This is a genomic window from Planococcus sp. A6, assembly GCF_028823615.1.
Classification (GTDB): domain Bacteria; phylum Bacillota; class Bacilli; order Bacillales_A; family Planococcaceae; genus Planococcus.
On record NZ_JAPEHT010000011.1, the window covers coordinates 23,157 to 43,878 of the forward strand.

18 protein-coding genes and 1 riboswitch are annotated in these 20,722 nt (G+C 42.1%); of the genes, 13 read left to right on the plus strand and 5 right to left on the minus strand.

All coding sequences use genetic code 11. The features are described from left to right. The first annotated feature begins 268 nt into the window (after positions 1-268). From ON064_RS03050 to ON064_RS03060, 3 genes are all read left to right on the plus strand, one after another. The gene (locus tag ON064_RS03050; protein WP_274623562.1) at positions 269-463 is read left to right on the plus strand and encodes a hypothetical protein; all 195 of its coding nucleotides are present in this window, start codon (positions 269-271) and stop codon (positions 461-463) included. Between the two features lie 822 nt (positions 464-1,285). Then, positions 1,286-2,149 carry a Uma2 family endonuclease gene (locus tag ON064_RS03055; protein WP_274623563.1) on the plus strand — a complete coding sequence of 288 codons (864 nt, stop codon included), beginning with the start codon at positions 1,286-1,288 and terminating at the stop codon, positions 2,147-2,149. 400 nt (positions 2,150-2,549) lie between these two features. Continuing rightward, positions 2,550-3,074, plus strand: coding sequence for a hypothetical protein (locus ON064_RS03060; RefSeq protein ID WP_274623564.1), 525 nt, complete (start codon positions 2,550-2,552; stop codon positions 3,072-3,074). A 1,400-nt stretch (positions 3,075-4,474) separates the two neighbouring features. Here the strand turns inward: ON064_RS03060 and ON064_RS03065 are convergent. Next, positions 4,475-4,960, minus strand: a complete 486-nt coding sequence (locus ON064_RS03065) for a hypothetical protein (protein ID WP_274623565.1) — start codon at positions 4,958-4,960, stop codon at positions 4,475-4,477. A 315-nt stretch (positions 4,961-5,275) separates the two neighbouring features. Continuing rightward, entirely contained in the window at positions 5,276-6,259 is a 984-nt protein-coding gene (locus tag ON064_RS03070; RefSeq protein ID WP_274623566.1) for a phage/plasmid replication domain-containing protein, read from the minus strand. Positions 6,260-6,670: 411 nt separating this feature from the next. On the opposite strand from ON064_RS03070, the gene ON064_RS03075 reads away from it, so the two are divergent. Next, entirely contained in the window at positions 6,671-7,063 is a 393-nt protein-coding gene (locus ON064_RS03075) for a hypothetical protein (protein WP_274623567.1), read from the plus strand. A gap of 61 nt (positions 7,064-7,124) precedes the next feature. Here the strand turns inward: ON064_RS03075 and ON064_RS03080 are convergent, their stop codons facing one another. Further along, entirely contained in the window at positions 7,125-8,108 is a 984-nt protein-coding gene (locus ON064_RS03080; RefSeq protein ID WP_274623568.1) for a hypothetical protein, read from the minus strand. 117 nt (positions 8,109-8,225) lie between these two features. Between ON064_RS03080 and ON064_RS03085 the strand changes: the two genes are divergently transcribed. Further along, positions 8,226-8,531 carry a hypothetical protein gene (locus tag ON064_RS03085; RefSeq protein WP_274623569.1) on the plus strand — a complete coding sequence of 102 codons (306 nt, stop codon included), beginning with the start codon at positions 8,226-8,228 and terminating at the stop codon, positions 8,529-8,531. A 384-nt stretch (positions 8,532-8,915) separates the two neighbouring features. Next, positions 8,916-9,575 (plus strand): SEC-C metal-binding domain-containing protein, encoded by a 660-nt coding sequence (locus ON064_RS03090; protein ID WP_274623570.1) that lies wholly within the window; start codon positions 8,916-8,918, stop codon positions 9,573-9,575. Positions 9,576-9,643: 68 nt separating this feature from the next. On the opposite strand, the gene ON064_RS03095 is transcribed toward ON064_RS03090, so the two are convergent. Beyond that, on the minus strand, positions 9,644-10,153 hold the full coding sequence (locus ON064_RS03095; protein ID WP_274623571.1) for a hypothetical protein: 510 nt from the start codon (positions 10,151-10,153) through the stop codon (positions 9,644-9,646). A 597-nt stretch (positions 10,154-10,750) separates the two neighbouring features. Then, the gene (locus tag ON064_RS03100) at positions 10,751-11,506 is read right to left on the minus strand and encodes an SDR family NAD(P)-dependent oxidoreductase (protein ID WP_274623572.1); all 756 of its coding nucleotides are present in this window, start codon (positions 11,504-11,506) and stop codon (positions 10,751-10,753) included. Between the two features lie 315 nt (positions 11,507-11,821). Next, a riboswitch (SAM riboswitch) is annotated at positions 11,822-11,942 on the plus strand. 108 nt (positions 11,943-12,050) lie between these two features. Here ON064_RS03100 and ON064_RS03105 point away from each other — a divergent pair. From ON064_RS03105 to ON064_RS03135, 7 genes are all read left to right on the plus strand, one after another. After that, on the plus strand, positions 12,051-12,881 hold the full coding sequence (locus ON064_RS03105) for a MetQ/NlpA family ABC transporter substrate-binding protein (protein ID WP_274623573.1): 831 nt from the start codon (positions 12,051-12,053) through the stop codon (positions 12,879-12,881). A gap of 21 nt (positions 12,882-12,902) precedes the next feature. Further along, positions 12,903-14,075: an acyl-CoA dehydrogenase family protein gene (locus tag ON064_RS03110; protein ID WP_274623579.1), complete on the plus strand. Its 1,173-nt coding sequence runs from the start codon at positions 12,903-12,905 to the stop codon at positions 14,073-14,075. A gap of 340 nt (positions 14,076-14,415) precedes the next feature. Next, entirely contained in the window at positions 14,416-15,978 is a 1,563-nt protein-coding gene (locus tag ON064_RS03115) for a BCCT family transporter (protein ID WP_274623574.1), read from the plus strand. Positions 15,979-16,302: 324 nt separating this feature from the next. Next, complete coding sequence (locus tag ON064_RS03120) at positions 16,303-17,148, plus strand: DegV family protein (protein ID WP_274623575.1); 846 nt, start codon at positions 16,303-16,305, stop codon at positions 17,146-17,148. A 217-nt stretch (positions 17,149-17,365) separates the two neighbouring features. Beyond that, positions 17,366-18,328, plus strand: coding sequence for a sensor domain-containing diguanylate cyclase (locus tag ON064_RS03125; protein WP_274623576.1), 963 nt, complete (start codon positions 17,366-17,368; stop codon positions 18,326-18,328). 12 nt (positions 18,329-18,340) lie between these two features. Beyond that, complete coding sequence (locus ON064_RS03130; protein WP_274623577.1) at positions 18,341-19,441, plus strand: threonine aldolase family protein; 1,101 nt, start codon at positions 18,341-18,343, stop codon at positions 19,439-19,441. Between the two features lie 241 nt (positions 19,442-19,682). Next, positions 19,683-20,681: a tRNA dihydrouridine synthase gene (locus tag ON064_RS03135; protein ID WP_274623578.1), complete on the plus strand. Its 999-nt coding sequence runs from the start codon at positions 19,683-19,685 to the stop codon at positions 20,679-20,681. Positions 20,682-20,722: the final 41 nt, after the last annotated feature.

Sequence of the window (20,722 nt, forward strand, 5' to 3'; positions counted from 1 at the left end):
GGATTGCTATCATTTAGAATGGAAGGTCGAAAAATGAGTTTGAGAACTTGTAGTTCTACAACTAGAATATGCGCGATGTGTGTTCAATGGAATGGCTACCAAGGTGGGTCATACGTAGTCCCTAAAAAAAATGCAAGAAAATTTTGGGAGTATGATTCAGAGGAAGAACAGATTTGTTTTAAAAAACATTTCGAAACGAAAGCATGGAATAGCTGTAGTGATTGGCAAAGAAAATATTAATTAAATTAAAAAACGAGGAGATGTAATCATGGGGTTTTGGGATAGCTTAGGAGAAGGTTTAAAAAACGCAGGGGAAAATAGAGCTGCTTATGACGAAAAGGTAGCTAATTATATGAATAGGTATCAAAACAAAAGTACAGACGAGTTAATGAAACAAGTTAAAAGAGCGAGTTCGACAGCTGAAAGAGTGGCAATTAAGAAGATTTTAGATGAGCGTAGATAATTAGAAAAGCTAAGACCTGGATTAAAGGTCTTAGCTTTTCTAATTTAAAATCGCTTATGCGAAAAGCCTCAAGAAAGAGGCTTCGAATCCGTCGAATATTTACCTGTAAAATCCAATAAACTTTGTGCGATAAGGTCTTGGATTTTCAAATGCGGAAACTCGTCAGAGCAATGTACGATGAATTTTTCATATACAGCCTGGTTGATGCGAATATTCTTGTTCACGAAAATAGCATCGTGGCTGTAAATCTCTTTATCTAGCGATAACACAAATTTTTCTTCGCAATCCGTCAGCAATTGCCTTAGTTTTTCTAGGTTCTCCCTCAAAAATGGCATTTCAAGGCTCTCAGCGCTATTGTTTTAACTCCAGAGTCCCCCTAAGTATCCTTGTGGTGTCGAACGAATTAAAAGTACTTATTTTCGCATCCTATATAGGTGTAATCTTCTTTCATCAATTTGCAGAAAAGCGAACTTGGTAAAATGTCAATGATTTCAGCGACTTCGCTTTAATTTCTCCCGACAAGTAGTTTATTGACGGATTCAGCCTTTTTGTTTTTTCCATTGAGAAGAACACTTCTTTATCTATGTAACCATCTCCGTTCAGTTTTTATATCTTATACATTTATGTTCACTTTATAACTGCATTGAGACTGCTGCAACGTTGCTTGAATTCCTCACCGCCCATACTCAAAAATTCAAGTATAGCCGTCGAGAGAGAGATTCATGATGATAAAGATAAGGTGATTATTTTATTGGAGTCGGAATAACATAATAAGAACCGAAAAATAGGCGAAGCATCAAGCTTCAAAATGGAGGAATTAAAGTGGAGAACAATCAAAAAGGAATAGAAAATGGTATGCATCAACAGGAACCGACACAAAAGGCAATAGAATCTGGACTAAGATTCAAGCGAGCAAGAGAAAATCAACAATTATCGATAAATGCTGCAGCAGAAATGAGCGATGGCGTGTCTTCCTCTTATATCTGTCGGATAGAGAAAGGAAGAATACCCAGCTTTCCAGTTTTCCAGAAATTAGCGAATATCTATCAAGTTTCCGTGGAAACCCTATTGGGCATGGATGAAAATTGGGGCAGTAAAGAGGAAATGGAAAAGGCAGCGAATGCAAACTTTCCATCCAGTGACCGAAAATATACTTATCAGGACTATCTAGGATGGTCAGGGCGTTGGGAACTGATTAAAGGGGTCCCTTATGAGGTTACGGCGCCGGATATGCTGCATCAGCGCATGGTGTCCAGGATTTGCGCTGCTTTGAGCTCCCATATTGGAGCACATATGGGAAACAACGGGCACGAAATTTTTACTGCACTTACGGTTCGACTCGGTGACGAAGATGACTATGAAAATACTGATACAGTAGTGCAACCGGATATATCAGTAGTTTTTGACGGACACTTTGATGAAAAAGGTCTAAAAGGAGCGCCTCAGCTTGTAGTAGAAGTTTTATCACTGCCTGCAGCGATAAATGATAGAACGAAAAAGTTCGAATTGTACCAGGAGAGTGGCATCCAAGAGTATTGGATTGCTGACCCACTGAATAAAACTATTGAAGTTTATGACTTCCAGGGAGAGGGACCAATGGAAGTGATTTTCATAAGTAAAGAAGGGATGTTACGCTCTTCGTATTTGCCGAATTTCTGTATTCCTATCCGTCTCTTATTAGAATAATCTTGTTGGAAGACCGGTTTATATCGGTCTTTTTTTAATGAAATATTTATCTCAGAACGCTCCATCGGGGCAATGAATTGATTTGTGCTCAAAAACTCCGTACTGGAACGTGATTTTTGAGCACAAACGCTTTATAGGATAGGGTATTTGCTGTCGTCAAATAAATCGAACCAAAAGCTAACGCGGACCACCCTATTGAATAGGGTTCTTTTTCTTTTGTTTTTCAATAAGTTATGTAAAGATAACGCTGATTTTGAGGTTTTTTGAATCTAAAGGTTGAAGATTTCAAGTGGTATTGTTATAATACTGGATATATAATATTTCAAATGATGTTTATATAATACTGGATATATAATATTTTTATTGATGCCAATAAAATTTCGTTAAGGGATGTGTTTATATGGAAAAAGATAAGTTATTCAATGTTAAGACCAATTGGAAGCATGCAACACAGGAACATACCATCAAAAAATTGGATGTCTCTCAAGATATGTCGAGGTCAGCGGTATTTGAACGAGCGATTAAAGCGGCAGTGCATGTTAAGGATTGGCGGTCAACCCAAGCGTTATTATCCGGATTAGAAAAAAATGCTGATGCACCTGTGTTTACTAATTTTCAAGCCAAGTACGGAGAAGAAATCGAAGAAATGCTGATGGAGGTTAGAGCTAAAATGCTTGAGGACTTACAGAAATCAGGACTTAAAGTTCTTCAGTCACAGTATGTGTTGTTGCTTTTGCAAGCGAATTACATTCAAAAACTGAAAGAAGAAAAACTATCGATTAGAGATGAAACACTGATTGATGAAGAAAATGTCGATATCCCTGAGATGGCTAAGATTTTTTGTGAAATGATGCTGAGTGACAAAGACGGTCAGGACATAAAAGCAATCAAAAAGATTCTTGTGGAATGGAGGAACAAACAATGAAATCGACTTTTAATACGCTAACAATCGCCGATGTTGAAGAACTCCGGAAGCAACGGAGTTTCACTCCAGCTGGAGGACGTAGCGTCATATATGAAAATACGATGGCAGATATCCTATCGGCTCAGTCTCACCTTAAATCATTGTATAAGGTTAATGTAACTTTACCCTTCACCGAACGGATTTTGTTGCTAAATGAGATATATTAGAATGTGATGACCTCGATGACGAATACCAGCAACACAAAGAGTCGGCGGTCTTGGCAATCGGAAGAATTGGGTCATCAAATCTGTACATCCGAAAAAGGTTTTTTCGATATCGAGCGGAGATTTTGGACAAGATTCACGATAAGAGGACCTAAATTGAACACATATGGTGTAAATGATATTATATGAGTAACAAGAGGTGATTGGGCACCTGAAAATCAACCTGAATTCTTCCCGGACTTCGGGCGCCGGACACGTTGGCAGGCAACTTTAAAACTCGCATTTCAAATATATTGTCTTTAGTTGAGCGAGCAACAGAATAACCTGAAATCATTCCAGACCTCGGGCGCTGGAAATGTTGGCAGGCAACTTTAAAACCCAATATAAAGAGAAGGAGGCTGAATTCACTTAGCTTCCTTCTTTTGCTTTATATGCATTTAGTTTAATAAGTGATGAGAATTCGTCTGACTAGAAATTGTTTAATGGAATTCTCAAGCAATGAAGATATCAACACAAATTTATTGGTAGCTACAGCATTTGTGCTCAAAAACTCCGTACTGAACCGTAGTTTTTGAGCACGAACGCTTTATAGGACAGGGTATTCGGAAGAATTGAGTCATCAAATCTGCACATCAGAAAAAACGATTTTTTCGTTATCGAGCGGAGATTTTGGACAAGAGTCCCGAAATTGAAGACATACTCTATAAATCCCTATACTCATGCTATTTTTCATCGTATAAAGCATTTAATCTAATCATTTATGACATAACTAACAATCAAAATGAATATTTTTATCTAATGTGTCATCAATTATCATCCGTTTAAAGAGGTAGAAAGGGTATTGAGAAAGCATTTTTGAACTCCTAACTTTATTTTCATGTTTTGGGAAATCCAAATCGGGTTAATGCAAAGCATTTTCAACGTACTAGATTATTTTTAAATCATATACTTTGAATATTTAAGGTCTTCATCCAAAGAATCCCCGTATTCTCTCATATTTTAACCCCATCTAGCCTGTTTTCGATACATCACATAGAAAATCCCTTACTTGTGTCTTCTAAATGTCGCTAAAAGAACTGTTATTGAGGGTATCCTCTGTGAGCTAATATTTCCACGACAATGAAAAAAAGAGCCGTTGTTTGGCTCTTTTGGATTCATTACGAAATATGTTTTTTTACATATTTCTTATTCCAACGGTTACATTTCCTTAGATTCAAAGAAGTCTTCCATATCGACCCCATGAATTTTAAGCGTCAGGTCGTTAGAGTTAGTTTGACCAGCTGGTTCTTTGTTTGAAATAAACAAGTATAAGCTAGTCGGCTTGCTGATTTCATATTTAGGTGAAAAATTTCCTAATCTTAATATATCATTCGTAAAAGAAACTTCCATCCCTTCTGGGATTGCCAATTCGACGTAATTATCTAAGTAAAAACCAACGCCGGGGTCATAGTGGTAGTCATTGTCCGACTTAAGATTAGTATGGAAGTCAGTTGCACCAGCTAAAGAAGCAGTTTCGCTTGCAACCATATTAAATTTATCTAAATCAAGAACGATACTTCTTGAAAGATATAAATCTATTAATTCATAGCGCCGAGAATCTATGGAATGGTAAAAGAAATTGTACCTCTCTATATCATTTGCCAGGTCCTTTTCAATTTCTTTTGCTGTTTTGTGTGTGTTCATTTTAATTCCCCCTTATTTTATCAGTAATTTTTAGTTGCTTTATTCTTGGAATGCGAGACATGCAGCATATTTGATGCTTTCCCCCACCCCTGTTGCAAAGCTCTATCTACTGCTTATCTTTACAATAAATCAATAGCGAATAAATAATCCAGTTTTCAAGTGTCGAGCTCATACTATATACGATATCTTTGAAAAAAGTAGTTGATGAAGTTAGAAAAGCAACGCTATTGATGAAACTCTGTGAGATGTTCTACAACTCTTAGCGTGATAGCTAGTTAAAGTACACGAACCTTATGAAAGGTTATTTACGAAACTTCAAGAAAATAGAAACACGTCAGCCAACGGATTTTCAATCTTTTTCTCAGGACCCAAGTCAACTTTGAAGTTCTTAGGAATGAGCAAAGGATTAATATCTAATTCCTTGAGCCACTTAAGATACTTTTTCATCAAATACTTTGTGTATTTGGTTTTCGCGTCACCAGTACTCGAAGTCTTCTTGAACTTTAGGATATTGTCGAATCCATAAATAGAGACATCACATAGGAATTGTCTCAAATTTTCTTGTTCGGTTGGTTTTAGTTCGCTGGATTTAATCAGTTTCTCCGCAATATTGATTTTTCTGAAGCTGCCAGCGAAAAAGAATGGAGAGAGGTTTTTCTTTAAGTAAGTCTTCCAAAAATCTTCGTCCATGTAATTGCTTAGTATTTTCACGAGTCCATTTTTCCGTTTCATGTAATTGATGTGGGGATTTAACAAACGCACTTCAAAACGTAGTACGTCACGTTCGTAATCCTCCACCTCTTGTTGTTTCGCATTGCGTTCTTCTTCTTTGTCGTACACAATGATATTTATCGATTTTGAATTGAAATATAGTGACGAGTCGTATCGGTCATATTTCTTCTTGAACCCATGAGTATCATATGTTTTTCGATACAACTTCAAGAGTAGTTCTCGCTGGCTTTTATCTTTTACTATGGTATCGAAGCGATAGTCGAGACGCGTTAAAACAGGCTCTTTTGGTGTATTGCCAAAAACAAACTTGATAAAGTGGTTAATTTTCTCTGTGGCTTTCTCAGAATCGTCTCCCGTAATATCCGCCTTTCCAAGAAGCTTAATAAAATCAACGTAGATGAATAGAGTCCAATCATAGCTTCCTTCTTTTAATAGGGTAGTGATGCCTGGAAAGTGAACATCGATTTTCGTAGATAACGCGTTGGTGTTTTCATTGAGATTTCGTGAAACGGTGGGAATTTCTTCTTCTTTGACAGTGCAGTAGAATTTACCTGTATGAACTAACATGTGCATCTTCCTTTCTATTTTATAATGTGCTAATTTTTAGCTTTCCGGGAAATTTAAAACAAAGGTAAATGCTAGATATAGCAAAGGTTTAGCTCTAGTTTTTTTGTGATATTTTTCCCGGAACCGAAGATTATTTATATATCTTCGCACCTCTTTAAAAAGGTGTTGTGAAGGTATTATAAAGAGCGCGCCAAGCATTTATTCACCGATTGATGTTTAACATTGTCGAATCAATTCGTACTAAAGAATGTGGAAATATGGATGTTATCGATAGGAATACGATATAGTAAACGAAAGTTCTTTATCCAGTTTTCCGGGGTTGAGCTACGTCCGAGGAGTTCAAGGTCTTCAGCGACTGCTTCTGCAATATAGTCAGATTGTGAAATGAAAATGGAAGGGCGGAAAACAGACATGGAAAAAGATTTAGACAGGCAGGAAATCGAAAAACAGGTGCTCCGGGATGTGCTCATTAAATCATTCAGGTTTCCAAGATTCGATACGCTACAGGAATATTTACGCCAACGAGCAGGCGTGAGCGATGACGAACTTCAAGAAATTCGCTATCAAATTGGAGCGATGGGCTCTTCAGAACGGATACAGTATGAAAGTTGGAAGGAACATATTGCTGAAAGAAAGAAAAATTTATTCAAAGATGCTCTACCCAAGCTTCTTATCAGTGACGTAAATGAAAAGGACATTCGACTGTGGATTGAGATGGGTGAATTAAGCGAGGAAGACGTAAATGAAGCCCAGGATGAAGCAGAAAAATTAAAGAATGCTAATGAAGAAAATATAGTAGAGTAAGTATGAAGTTAGTTAATCAACTTCATTAGAAAAAGAGCCCGGAAAGGGCTCTCAAAGGAAATCAAACTTCTAGTTTTCCGTGTGAATTCAGCAATTGGATAGCTACTTCTTTGGCAACGACTCGCCATTTTAACAGTAATGGAGTAGGAATATTGTGCGTGGGGTCGAATATTCTCACTCTCGTCAGTTTGTGGTGTACATAACTATTGCGAACAGCATATAGAGCTTTTGCTAGAGATTTTGCAGTACCATTTTCGTTAATAAGTTCGTGTTTCTTTGCAAATTCAATAAGTTCGGTTGTATCGACGGATTCTACTAATTCAATCAATTGGTCCTCCTCTGGTCCTTCTTCAAAGAAAGTCTCAATGAATCGGTAATAGGAAAAAAAATTATAGTTATCAGTAGACTCGCCTTGATTATAAAGACCAATATTTTTCAATACAGGAGAGTGCCAATCTAATTCTTCAATAACTTCTGTATAGTCAAATGGCTCATAAGGCATTCCTGCCTCTCGCAAGTCCATAAGTTGAGGATAATAAAATTGCCCATATTCTTCTTCGTAATCCGACTTAAAATGAGTTCCAAGATATAAAATAGCTTTCTCTACATCTATTACAAAGGTATCTTTTGTAACGCCGGTAAGTTTGATTGTATCGAAATCAGGGTCTTTCGATTCGTCGTCATTCCAAGTAAGGTATTTAAACAAATCAGTTGGGGGACTAACTTCAAATTTATACTCACCAAAGCAGTAAAGTTTTTCTTTTTCAAATTCGTCACACCCGCCATCGCGTAGAAATCCGCCAATAGCAAATTCGGCACTTCCATTCAAGTAAAACCCATACCCTTCCGTATACTTGTAGTCATTCATGTTTTCAAGTTTTCGATGAAAAGCATCCATTGATAAATAACGGTCGGAGTCTATCCCTCTCAAATTAAACTCCATTTTTTCCCCGGATTTTAAGTCTGTCATCCGGAATCGAGTACCATTTACTTTTTCATATATTAAGTTTTCATATTTTCCGAATTCTTCATCCAATATTTTCAATTCGACTACTCCTTCGCTTTTCTGTTTCATTCTATTTTATCTGTCCAAATTGTGAAGGGCAATATTTCAAATAAGCTACCTATAACAATGAAATTCTTACTAACAAAGGAGATTTAAATGGCAGACTGGGAACATTATATTAACGAAATCCAAAAAGAAAATACAGACCCGGAGCGTTACCTTGTATCTGGAACGACCAGTAATAATCTAATTTGTATTTATACAGAATGGTCTTATACAGTGGATTCTGAAGGAGCGCTCGTCGATAGCACCTCTGACCATTATCGTAATACGAAGTTAAAGGAATGCATTAATAATTATTTAGTTAAGCAAGGGGGACATCTAAAACTATGCTTTCAATCTTCCGAAACAGACATTGTTTATCATGCTACGGTTGAAGGTGAGGTTAGTAAAGAAGAGTAAAATTGCAGATAATTGATTTTAGCCCGAGAGACTTTTTGGAGTCTTCTAATTTAAAAGCATCATTCCTACTGTTTTTGTAAGTAATAGAACGAAAGTGGTCATAACGTAAGGAGGCAGGAGTTTAACAAAATAGAATATAGTGCAACTGGAAAAGCCGTCACGTCAGCAATCAGTATTGTTCTATTTTAATTTCTTCAAATAGCGTGGAGAGTAGTTTCGTAGCGTTAAGTCGCTCAGTTATTCAGAATATTAATTTTAACGTTGGTATAAGAAGTAAGTTTGATACAATAATAAAATAGAGAATGTCTTAATCTTAATTAGTTGTGCTATTAGATTTCTTTAAGATTTGGAGACCATTTAGAAAACGAATAGGAGTCTATTACAATGAATAGAAACGAAGCTTGTTCGTGCGGGAGCGGAAGAAAGTATAAGAAATGTTGTATTAATAAATTTTTGAACCCACAAGATTTATGGAGAGAGCGGGCTTTAGCTTTAGGAATTCATCGAGCTGAAAATGAAAAGTTTGTCGATATCTTTTTTGCTGTATTCAATCACTCTCAAAAGAAGGGATGGCGTGGTGCCTGCCACAGTGTATCTAGTTTGTTATTTATCTTACTAAAAGAGAGTAGCTTTGACTGTAATTTAAAGTTAGGCTTTGTTAAAGCTCCGCTTCTCTCCTTTCCCTTCACACATTCCTGGATTACAGTGAAGAACGAAGTTTTTGATATTGGTCTGTATCGTGCTAATCCAGTGACGGAAAAGTCTCAGTTTATTGAAGTTTCGGCTCCTATTTTTCAGGGGATAAATTTAAAAAATAATGAGGAAACACAGGTATCGTTCGATGTCGCCTTTAACCAAGGAACAAAAGACCAAATCTATCAGCAGTTATCAAAAATGACATTTAGCAACTATATGGATGGATGGCCGTTTCACAAAGATGGGCTATGGGGAGAAGCGGTAGAAATCGGTAAGGAATTAAATTTGAACTTAATTATTTCTGAGTTAAAAGAAAAGTATGGCGATAAGCTATATAGTCAGTCTTAATAAATATAGAAATACATAACTACAAAAAAGAATCTCCATCATTCATTAGAATAATGGGGATTCATGTCTTATTTATATTTTTTTGTGAAATCTATAATAGCTTGCGTAAGCATGTCTTGAAAGCGAAATTGTGGGTATTTATCTTTCAATAGTGTTTGAAATTCATCTAAAGTATTGGTTTTTATTTTAACTGTCTTACTCGTAAAAGTATCATCAGTCTGGTAGATAGAAGAATCAAAGACTAACTGTTTAGAGCTGCTTTCATCGATAATCTTATGAATAATACCTGCATTTTCCACTAAGTAGTTCAAGAATTCTTCCTGATTTGCTTTCTTGCTTTGTTGGCTTACTTCTATTGATACATATTGTTTCTTAGCCCGGGAGTAACGACATCCGCCTTCTTTCATTAAAGAAGAGAGTGATGACGACGATATACTTATCTCTTTAGCAACTTCCTCAACTTTGTTTCCTGTGTCTTGTAATCTTTGATTTACCCATAGTACTTGTTCTTCACTGGATAATTTCCTGAATTTGATTTCATTCATATTTAAGATTTGTTCTCTTGTAGTAATTTCCATTTTAATCTCCACCCTTCAATTTTTGTGATAATGTATTATAGACGGTAGAAATTAATTTATTCTTAAAAAATGTTATAGTAAGACCTGTAGTGTTTTTTAACATACATAGATATGACAGTAGTAAACTGTTGCTTGAAAATAGAGTTAGAAAATCAACAGTATTGATTTATTGAAACAATGGATGAAGAATTAATGAAATATATTTTGTAGATAAAATGCTCATAGTTTGCTCATAGTTTTACATCAAAACATAAGAAATGAGTTTTGATGTAATATGAAGACATTTGTCAAATATTGATGACTAAATATTTCGCGAGTCTTACTCTAAGTAAGAACAGACTGAATATAACGTGGTGAGATTTGATGAGTAATGATTTCAGGTGAACCTAGTTGAAATTTCACATTATAATGGGCGGCATGATGTAAGTCATCAGTCCATTTAGAAAAAGTAAATTTCACATTATAATGGGCGGCATGATGTAAGTCATCAGTCCATTTAGAAAAAGTCCCTCTCACATTGTGTGAGAGGGACTTTTTTGATGTTGGAACGATACTTGAATTTAAAGACAGGGAACCTTACTTTCACGCCATAAGATCCTACTTCCTAGTAGTATACTGAAAAACCGGATCCATCAGCTCAAACTCATAGGTCTCACTATTGACCTTGCCAACAATCTGTTCGCTATCATAAAGCTCCAGCATAAACTGTGCCATCTCTTTTGCGGTATGGAACTTCTGCACATTGTCGCCATAGCTGAATTCATCAAGTTCCCGCGCTGTTTTCACGAATTCGGTTTCGGTCATGGATGGCGCGAGTATTTTAACTTTCAACCGAGCTCCGTTATCCTGCAGTTCCTGGGCAAGGCCTTCTGTAAATGCGCTCACGTAAAATTTGGTCGCAGCGTATGTAACAGCATTTGGCACGAGTCTGTAGCCTAAGTCAGATGATACGTTGATGAGCTGCGCGCCTTCTTGGTCCGCATAGTCACGTGCATAAAGAGTGGAAAGCGTGGTGAGTGCTTCTACATTTACGCGCAGCATCTTTTCCGTTTTAGTTACATCTTGCTCAGCGACGGTTGAGCTGTTTCCAAAGCCGGCGTTGTTGACGAAGGTTTCAATATCGTAGTCTTTAAGGCTTTCGTATAGTGCATGGACCTGCCCGCTTTCGGATAGGTCGGTGGGTTTGATGACGACGTCGAGATCCGCGTTCATACCTTGAATGTTCTCTTTAAGATTATTGAGCTCGGCATCCCTTCTTGCTACAAGAATAAGGTTTTTGCCGCGTGTCGCAAAAGCCAGTGCAGCTTCATATCCGATTCCTGAGCTGGCGCCTGTGATTACCGTGTACTTCATGTGAATCCCTCCATTGAAATGAATAGATAGCAAGTGTACAGAAACAATGAAACTCTCATGAGATTGTGCTGGTTCTTGAAGTGGAAGAAACAGCATTTTATAAACTGGAAAATTCAATATTAGAGTGTTTGGAATTATGAGAGTTCTTAAATGAAGATTATACACTATTTTCCTGCTGGCAAAGAAACATACCCAATATCTTAGGAAGGAGTATTTTTATAGTATGATTTCGAAATCCTCTATTGCCATGAAATCAAAGCTCTGCTATTGTATTAATCATATCAAATTACTCGGCATTAACATTGAGTACATAATTTCTTATCCAGAGAAGTGGAGGGACTGGCCCTTTGAAGCTTCGGCAGCGGAACAGATTGGATGTCCAATTTGAAACTGTGCCAAATCCAGCAGGTGCTGTTAAGCATTTGAGAGATGAGAAGAGCCGGACGGTGAGCCTCTCTTCTTTTTTATGAAGAGGGGTTTTTCTATTGGCCGCAAGAATTATAGCGTTTCATTCAAAATAAAAAAGACCAAGGAGAGATGGCAGATGAACAAGCGTTGGATTGGTGTGTTTGGGATTTCGGGTGCGCTATTATTAGCTGGATGCGGCGATAGCAGGGAAGCTTCCGGGGAAGACAAGAAAGAAGTGCGTGTCGGCTTTGGCGTCGGGACGTACGAGCAGCAATTCAAGGAAGGGATCTTGCCTATTTTGGAGGAGAAAGGGTATAAAGTGGATACGACGACTTTTTCCCAAAACATGCAGTTGAACCCGGCGATGCAGGAAGGCTCGATCGATGCGAGCATATTCCAGAGCACGGCGTATATGGAAGGGATCAACGAAGAATTGGGCATGGACATGACCGGCATTGCGTTTGTGCCGAGCGCGCCTCAAGGCTTGTATTCGGTGCATCACCGATCCTTGGATGAGGTGAAGGATGGTTCGACTGTCGGCTTGCCGAATGATCCGGTCAACCAGGAACGCGCAGTGCGCATCTTGGAGGAACTCGGATGGGTGACGGTGTCAGACGATGCAGGCGTGACGGATTTTAATTTGAACGCAGTGGAAAATGCGGATTATGATCTCGACTTGAAAGTCTTAGACCCAGCGCAAATTTTGGTGTCGCTGCAGGATATCGATTTTGGCGTCGTCAACGGCAATTATATTGCCAATGTGCCGGACCGCAAGATTACGGATGCGTTGAAAATCGAGAATACGCCCGAACAGCATCGGATTGTGGTGACAATCGAGGAAGAAAACGCGGATACTCAGTGGGCGAAAGATTTGAAAGAAGCTTACGAATCCGAGGAGTTCCAGGAATATATCGAGTCGAATGAGCAGTACGACGGCTTCATTTTGACGGAGGAATGGACGCAATAGATAGAAGAAAGGTGAAGAATGATGGATATTCTAAAAGCGAAGACATTTGAAGAACGCATGGACATATTGAATGAAACAGTCGCACCGTTTACAGAACGGGCCGCGCATAACGATTCGGAACGAAAATTTCCATTTGAGAATTTTGAGGAACTGAAAGCGATTAATTACCCCGCGTTGACGATTCCGAAAGAATACGGCGGAGCGGGGATTTCCTTGTCGGAGATGCTGCGCTATCAGGAAGCGATCAGCCGCGCGGACGGGTCGACGGGATTATCGATCGGCTGGCATATGGGCATCGTTCAAGATTTGGGCGAGACCGGTAAATGGGACGAGTCGGTGCTTGAAGCTTTATTTGACGACATCAAAGCGCGTGGCGCATTGATCAATAATTGCGCGACCGAAAAGCAGACCGGAAGCCCGACAAGAGGCGGCAAGCCATCGACCACAGCGAGAAAAGTTGGCGATTCGTGGGTCATTGATGGACGCAAGTCGTTCACGTCGATGGCGCCGGTACTGGATTACTTTAATGTGACCGCTGTGATTGAAGAGACCGGGGAAGTCGGTTATTTCCTTGTGCCGAGATCAGCTAGTGGCATAGCAATCGACGAAACCTGGGATAGCGTAGCGATGACCGGCACCGGAAGCCATGATTTGGTGTTGACGAATGTCCATGTGGAGGAAAAGGCCTTGGTCGAAATCAGCGTGCCCGGTAAAAAACAGCCAGCGGGATGGCTTTTGCATATTCCGGCATGCTATCTCGGAATCGCACAGGCCGCACAGGATTACGCAATCCGCTTTGCGCAAGATTATTCGCCGAATAGCTTGAACGGGCCGATCATCGAGTTGCCGAATGTGAAACAAAAGATCGGCCAAATCGAATTGGAATTGCAGCGGGCGCGGCATTTCCTTTATTCCGTCGCGAAACAATGGGATGAATCGGACGAAGAACAGCGCTCACAGATGGCTGCGGAACTCGGGGCCGTGAAAGTCGCGGTAACGAATTCAGCGGTCGATATCGTGGATCTGGCGATGCGCGTCGCAGGTGCACACAGCCTGTCGGAAAAATCGCCTTTGCAGCGCTATTACCGCGATGTGCGGGCGGGGCTTCACAACCCGCCGATGGAAGATATGCTCATTCCGTCGCTTGCGGACTTTGCGATTGCCAACCAAGCAGTAAAGCAGCCGGTGGAATAAGAGGCACAATAGCCGGAGCAGAGAGATTGTTTTTCCTGTTTCAATAATGTGATTATTGCTAGAATTTAAAGTGGGAAACCCTTATGAAATAAGGGTTTCCCGCTTTTTTTGTCTGTAAATAACGGAAGGTAAAAAAGCAGGGAAATTCAAGTTTAAAAAGTTGGCAAACACTTTATCATCGGATACAATTGGACACTTGTTGAAAAAATCTTGCGGGTGTGGCGGTCTTTTTATATCATCATGCCAGCTGTCTATTGAAAGTGAAATCATCAGCTACGATTTCTGTCATTCTTTTGTACGGCCTGGATTTGCACAACAGAACGATAAGGGAGGAATAAGATTGAAGAAATATGCATCCAGGACCGATTGGCCAGTCATGTGGATTAGTGGTGGGCTATTGGTGGCGTTTGTTTTAGCGTCATTTATTAATGTGGAGATGGTGTCATCCATCGTGAATTTGGCTTTTGCCTTTGCAGTGAAGTACTTTGGCGCATTTTGGCAAGTGTTGTTGCTGGGAACGTTTTTTATTGCTTTGTTTATAGGGTTTTCGAAATACGGGAATATCCGCCTTGGGGGCATCGATAAGCCCGAGGTTAGTTATTTCAAATGGGTTGCCATGATCATGACGACCTTACTTGCCGGGGGCGGCGTATTTTGGGCCGCGGCTGAACCGATGTATCATTTTCTGGATCGGTCCCCTAATTTTGCAGGAGTAGAATCCAGTACAGCGAGCGCTGTCGTGCCGGCTTTTGCCCAATCGTATTTGCATTGGGGCTTCCTCGCTTGGTCTATTCTCGGGACGCTTGGAACGATCGTGTTGATGTATGCGCATTACCAAAAAGGAATGCCGTTAAAACCAAGATCTTTGCTCTACCCATTGCTTGGCGAAAAAGTTATGGGGAAAAGCGTGCTTGGTACTGCCATTGACGCCTCTGCCGTCATCGCCGTGGCAGCTGGCACCATCGGCCCGATCGGCTTTCTTGGCTTGCAGGCAGCTTACGGGCTGGAGTCATTGTTCGGCGTGCCGAATACCTTGTTTACGCAAGTGATGATCATCGTGGCGGTCGTTGTGATTGCGACGATCTCTGCGATTACTGGACTTCGGAAAGGCATCCAGTTCCTCAGCAATGTCAATATTTTGCTGACACTATTGTTGATGCTGGTTATTTTGGTTATTGGCCCGGGTGGCTTTATCGCCGACACTTTCTTAGCGGCATCGGGCATTCACTTGCAGGAATTTTTGGCGATGAGCACATTCCGCGGGGATTCCGCGTGGCTGGGTTCTTGGACCATCTTTTTCTGGGGCTGGTTCCTCGGTTATGGCCCGATGATGGCTATTTTTATCTCCACCATCACGAGAGGCCGGACGATTCGTGAATTGATCTTGGCCGTATCGATTACGGCGCCGATTGTGACGGCGTTCTGGTTTACAGTCGTAGGCGGGACGGGCATGTTTTATGAGCTTGGGGACCCGGGTGTCATTTCTTCTGCCTTGAACGCGGACGGCATGCCGGCTGCGATGATGGCCATCACGCAACAGCTGCCGTTTGATACAGTGATTGCACCGCTGTTCCTGTTGGTCACGATTCTTTTCGTGGTAACGACGGCGGATTCGATGGCCTATACCATTTCGGTAGCGATTACCGGCAATGGCCATCCACCGAAAGCGATGCGCGTCTTTTGGGCAGTCATCATGGGAACTGTCGCAATCGTGCTACTCATGATCAGTGAAGGCGGCATTCAAGCCATTCAATCCTTTATCGTCGTCACGGCGATTCCGGTTTCATTGCTGTTGCTGACGACGTTTTGGGCAGCTCCAAAAGCGGCCAAGACGATGTATGCCGACCAGTTCGGCACTGAAGCAAGACGCCAGGCAAGAGTGGCGAAAACGGACGGAAACTAAACGACGTTAGCTCGAACCGGCAAAGCAATGGAAGACAGATTGAATTTTTCCACACGCAGCGGTTCAGTGTCTCTATAATAGAAAGTTCTTGGTGGACAGAATGAGACGGGCAATTATCTGTAATGGATAATTGCCCGTTTTTTATCGGGAAATAGCTGCCCCGAAAAGTTCTGTGTCCAGATAAGTGCAAATTATGTCGACGCTTACATTAATTTTTCCTTATGTGACATCTGTCACTAGCCGCTATGGCTGCGCCTCCTGTACGTTAACTACAGCAGACAACTGCTTCCGATATGGAATTTGCATCTAGAGGAGATTTTTTGAATGAAAAAAATAGCATGGATCACGGATACAGCAGCGCAATTGGATGATGCGTTCATCCAAAGGCATAATGTCTATGTATTGCCCCTAAGTGTCGTGTTTGACGACGGGTCGTACCGCGAGTCAATCGACCTGACACAGGGAGAATTTTACGATAAATTACGTGCGGCGAAAGTGTCACCGAAAACTTCACAGCCAGCCATCGGGGAAATGATGGCCTTATATGAAAAACTGCAGTCGGAAGGCTATGACTTGGCAGTGGCCCTTCATTTGTCGAGCGGGCTGTCTGGCACATTCAACAGCGCGCAATCAGCTGCCGAGATGGCGGATTTCAAAGTATATCCAGTCGACTCGAAAATCGGTTCGTTCCCGATGGGGAAAATGATCGAAATCGGCAATGAATTGTTCGCGTCCGGAAAAGAACCGGAAGAAGTTGTGGAGACGATCAATCAATTGACCGCCAAATCGCATTTGTCGTTCATTCCGTCAAGCTTGAACCAATTGCATAAAAGCGGGCGGGTGTCAGGGACGCAGGCGTTTCTCAGCAATATCCTCAACATCAAAGTGGTCATCACTTTTGTTGACGGCGTCACGACGATGAAAGAAAAAGTCCGTTCGAACAAACGCGCCAAGGAAAGTGTCAATTCGGCGTTGCGCGCGGATATGGAATCGGGAATGGTGCCCGAAGTGGCGGTCATCCATTGCAATAATGAAGCTGGTGCAGAAGTGTGGAAAAATGAGCTTGTGAAGGAATTTTCGGGACTTAAAGTGGACGTCATCCCATTGAGCGTCTGTGTGGGCGTCCATGCGGGAGAAGGCACGACCGGCTTGAGCTGGGTCAGTTATTAAATCAGGAAAAATCACTATGAACCTTGGATGGGCTGCGTATTCATGCGCTGCCATCCGGGGTTTTTGTTATTTCACTGTCTTTGAAGAAAGCTTCACGGGCTATCGTTCTATGTTAAACTTTAATAAATATAGTTAAATATTGGCTATTAACAAGTGCTGTTAGATTAATTTACCAAAAGAAGGCGAACAATAAATCTGACACTAATTGAGGTGTGTAATGATGGTGACATTTCGGGAATTGGAAATGTATAAAAATTTTGACGAACTGGCGGAAGATGTGATCGATTTGGCAAAAGAGATTTTGCCGGATCAATTGTTTTATTTAAGCTCCATCAGTGAAGCCCAGCAAATGATCCTTAAGCATTCGCCGAACGACACGACGATCCCCATAGCGGAGGGATTGGTGTTGAATTTGGATGATTCGCTGTGCAGCCGCGTGGATTTCAAGAACAAGCAGCCATTAGTCTATGAGGACGTCAAAGATGGGCATGCACTGGGAGTGTTTGAAGAGAAGCTGGAAGCGGCCAATGTGCGCTCGTATTTGGGGCTGCCGATTTCCTTCATTAATGGGGAGCGATTCGGCACTTTATGTGCGGTGAACGATGAAAAAAGCCAGTTCGATACAAAAAGCATCACTTTATTGCAGCGGATTGTGCGGATGTTCACTTATTACTTGGATCTCGAGCGCTTTGCATACCGGGATTCCCTGACAGATCTGTACAATCGCCATTTTCTCACGCGATTTTTTGAAGGAAATTCAAAGGCGGGAGGTGCGGTATTCTTCCTCGATTTGGATGGCTTTAAAAAGGTCAATGATCTGTACGGCCATGACACAGGAGATGTGGTATTAAAAGAAGTGGCCTCAAAGCTACAGCGATTTACCGCTGTCCATCCGGATGCTTTGGCGATCCGCCTTGGCGGGGATGAATTCCTGGTCTGTTTTACCGAACCAGCCAGTGCCGAAGAATTGAGCGGCTGGGCAAATCGCCTGCTCGAAAGCTTGAGTAATTGGGAAGCCGATTACCCGCTGTCGGCGAGCATCGGCATTGCCCAATATGCAGCCGGTGGGGATTGCAACTTGAAAGAACTTCTTCAACAAGCAGACCAAGCATTGTATCAGTCGAAAAAAGCAGGGAAGAACCGCTATACGTTCTATTCAGTTCAAAATAATGCGTTTTGAGGAGTGGGGATATTGGCTGAACTCAATCGACTGCAAGCGGTCTTTAAGCAATCGACGTATCAATTGGCGAATCACGGCACGCGCAACGCCGGCGTGTTGAAAAAGGCTTTTGAAGACATCGCGGATGATGTCGAAAGTGATTTGTATGGAAGTGGGCAGGTTATTGAAGAATTTCAGGAGAAGATGGCGGCGTTTTTAGGAAAAGAGACGGCAGTCTTTTTCCCAAGCGGCACGATGGCCCAGCAGATTGCGCTGCGGATTTGGTGCGACGACAAAGGTCTGAAACGAGTGGCCTACCATCCGCTCAGCCACTTGGAAATCCATGAAGAAGACGGAGTGAAAGAATTGCATGGCATTGAATCGGTGTATTTGACGGACCCGGACCGTGTCGTGGAATTGAAAGATGTGGTGGAGTTGGACGAGGACGTAGCAGTGGTGCTGTTGGAATTGCCGCAGCGTGAAATCGGCGGGCAATTGCCAAGCTTCGAGACGCTGGAACAAATCTCGCGCTATTGCCGCGACAACCAGATCAAGCTTCATCTCGACGGCGCCCGCTTGCTGGAAGTTACTCCTTATTACGAAAAGTCCGCAGCGGAAATTTGTGCCCTATTCGATAGCGTCTATTTGTCTTTATACAAGGGAATTGGCGGAATTGCAGGCGCCATCCTGGCTGGGGACGAAGCATTCAAGAAGCAGTCGAAAGTGTGGAAAAGGCGGCATGGGGGCGATTTGATCAGCCTCTATCCGTATATCATCTCGGCCGATTATTATTTTGACGAGCGCTCTGGGAAAATGAGTGACTATTACGAAGCGGCGAAACGAGTGGCCTCACTCTTTAATTCCTGCCAGGACGTTGCGACTTTGCCGGAAGTGCCGGTTTCGAATATGTTCCATGTCCATTTCGCGCATCCAAAAGAAGAAATAGAACCGGTCATCGTGGAGCTTGAACAAGAAACGGGAATCGGCATCACCAGTTATTTGAAAGAAATCGACAGCGGGTCGTGTTATTTTGAAACGTCGATGGGAGACCAGTACGCAGAAATACCAGCAGATTTGGTTCAACAGGCATTCAAGCGATTGGATCAAAAGATGAAAGAACGCTTTAGTGAATAGAAGATGGTCTATTCAGCCCTTCCAGGCAATCTGCGGATTGCGGGAAGGGCTTTTGCGTTCAAGCGGAAGCAGGAGCGCCTCTCTTTCCACAGCGCGTAGAATCGTGTAAACTGTATAAGGTTAAGAAAAGATAGCGAGACGTAGTGAACCATTTGATATTTTTGCATTCTTACTATAGATGACAGTGAATTTTTGGATGAAGGAATGCTTCATCCCGCAAGGAAAGGATTGGAATTGAGTTATGAAAGAGAATTTTTGGCGTGAATTGCCGAAGCCATTTTTTGTATTGGCGCCGATGGAAGATGTGACAAATGTGGTGTTTCGCCATGTCGTAGCGGCAGCGGCGAGCCCTGATGTGTATTTCACGGAATTTACGAATACGGAAAGTTATTGCCATCCGGAAGGCATCCACAGCGTGCGCGGGCGTTTGACATTCACGGAAGATGAGCAGCCGATCGTCGCCCATATCTGGGGCAACAAGCCGGAGCATTTCCGCGAGATGAGCATTGGCATGGCGGCGCAAGGCTTTAAAGGCGTCGACATCAATATGGGCTGCCCCGTACCGAACGTTGCCGCCAAAGGAAAAGGCAGCGGCTTGATCAATTATCCCGATAACGCAGCGGAGATCATCCAAGCCGCGAAAATGGGCGGATTGCCTGTCAGCGTCAAGACGCGTCTCGGTTACACAAGTGTCGACGAATGGAAAGGCTGGTTGACGCATGTCTTGGAGCAGGACATCGCCAACTTGTCGATCCATTTGCGCACGAAAAAGGAAATGAGCGCCGTGCCTGCGCATTGGGAACTCATTCCTGAAATCAAAGCGCTGCGCGACGAGATCGCACCGGATACTTTAATCACCATCAACGGTGACATCCCGGACCGCAAGACCGGCCAGGAGCTGGCAGATAAATACGGCATCGACGGCGTCATGATCGGGCGTGGCATTTTCCATAACCCGTTCGCTTTCGAGGAAGTGCCTCGTGAGCACAGCACGCAGGAATTGTTCGACCTGTTGCGCTTGCATTTGGACCTTCACGATAAATACTCGACGGAAACCGAGCCGATCGCCTTCAAGCCGTTGCGCCGTTTCTTCAAGATTTATGTGCGCGGCGTACGCGGTGCCGGTGAACTCCGCAATGATTTGATGCACACCGAGACGACTGATGAAGTGCGCGCTTTGCTGGATGCATTCCAGCTGGCCGCTGCAGAGAGCGAAAACCATAGCTCGGTGGGCATTTAACTTCCGCCTTCTGTTATGTAATTGCACACAAATAGAGTAAG

Bases quoted from the DNA above. Each gene is read 5' to 3' on its own strand.
- ON064_RS03135 (WP_274623578.1), top strand. From the start codon at position 19,683: ATGAAAGAGAATTTTTGGCGTGAATTGCCGAAGCCATTTTTTGTATTG.
- ON064_RS03105 (WP_274623573.1), top strand. From the start codon at position 12,051: ATGAACAAGCGTTGGATTGGTGTGTTTGGGATTTCGGGTGCGCTATTA.
- ON064_RS03095 (WP_274623571.1), bottom strand. From the start codon at position 10,153: ATGGAAATTACTACAAGAGAACAAATCTTAAATATGAATGAAATCAAA.
- ON064_RS03090 (WP_274623570.1), top strand. From the start codon at position 8,916: ATGAATAGAAACGAAGCTTGTTCGTGCGGGAGCGGAAGAAAGTATAAG.
- ON064_RS03120 (WP_274623575.1), top strand. From the start codon at position 16,303: ATGAAAAAAATAGCATGGATCACGGATACAGCAGCGCAATTGGATGAT.
- ON064_RS03060 (WP_274623564.1), top strand. From the start codon at position 2,550: ATGGAAAAAGATAAGTTATTCAATGTTAAGACCAATTGGAAGCATGCA.
- ON064_RS03075 (WP_274623567.1), top strand. From the start codon at position 6,671: ATGGAAAAAGATTTAGACAGGCAGGAAATCGAAAAACAGGTGCTCCGG.
- ON064_RS03100 (WP_274623572.1), bottom strand. From the start codon at position 11,506: ATGAAGTACACGGTAATCACAGGCGCCAGCTCAGGAATCGGATATGAA.
- ON064_RS03110 (WP_274623579.1), top strand. From the start codon at position 12,903: ATGGATATTCTAAAAGCGAAGACATTTGAAGAACGCATGGACATATTG.
- ON064_RS03050 (WP_274623562.1), top strand. From the start codon at position 269: ATGGGGTTTTGGGATAGCTTAGGAGAAGGTTTAAAAAACGCAGGGGAA.
- ON064_RS03065 (WP_274623565.1), bottom strand. From the start codon at position 4,960: ATGAACACACACAAAACAGCAAAAGAAATTGAAAAGGACCTGGCAAAT.
- ON064_RS03125 (WP_274623576.1), top strand. From the start codon at position 17,366: ATGATGGTGACATTTCGGGAATTGGAAATGTATAAAAATTTTGACGAA.
- ON064_RS03070 (WP_274623566.1), bottom strand. From the start codon at position 6,259: ATGTTAGTTCATACAGGTAAATTCTACTGCACTGTCAAAGAAGAAGAA.
- ON064_RS03085 (WP_274623569.1), top strand. From the start codon at position 8,226: ATGGCAGACTGGGAACATTATATTAACGAAATCCAAAAAGAAAATACA.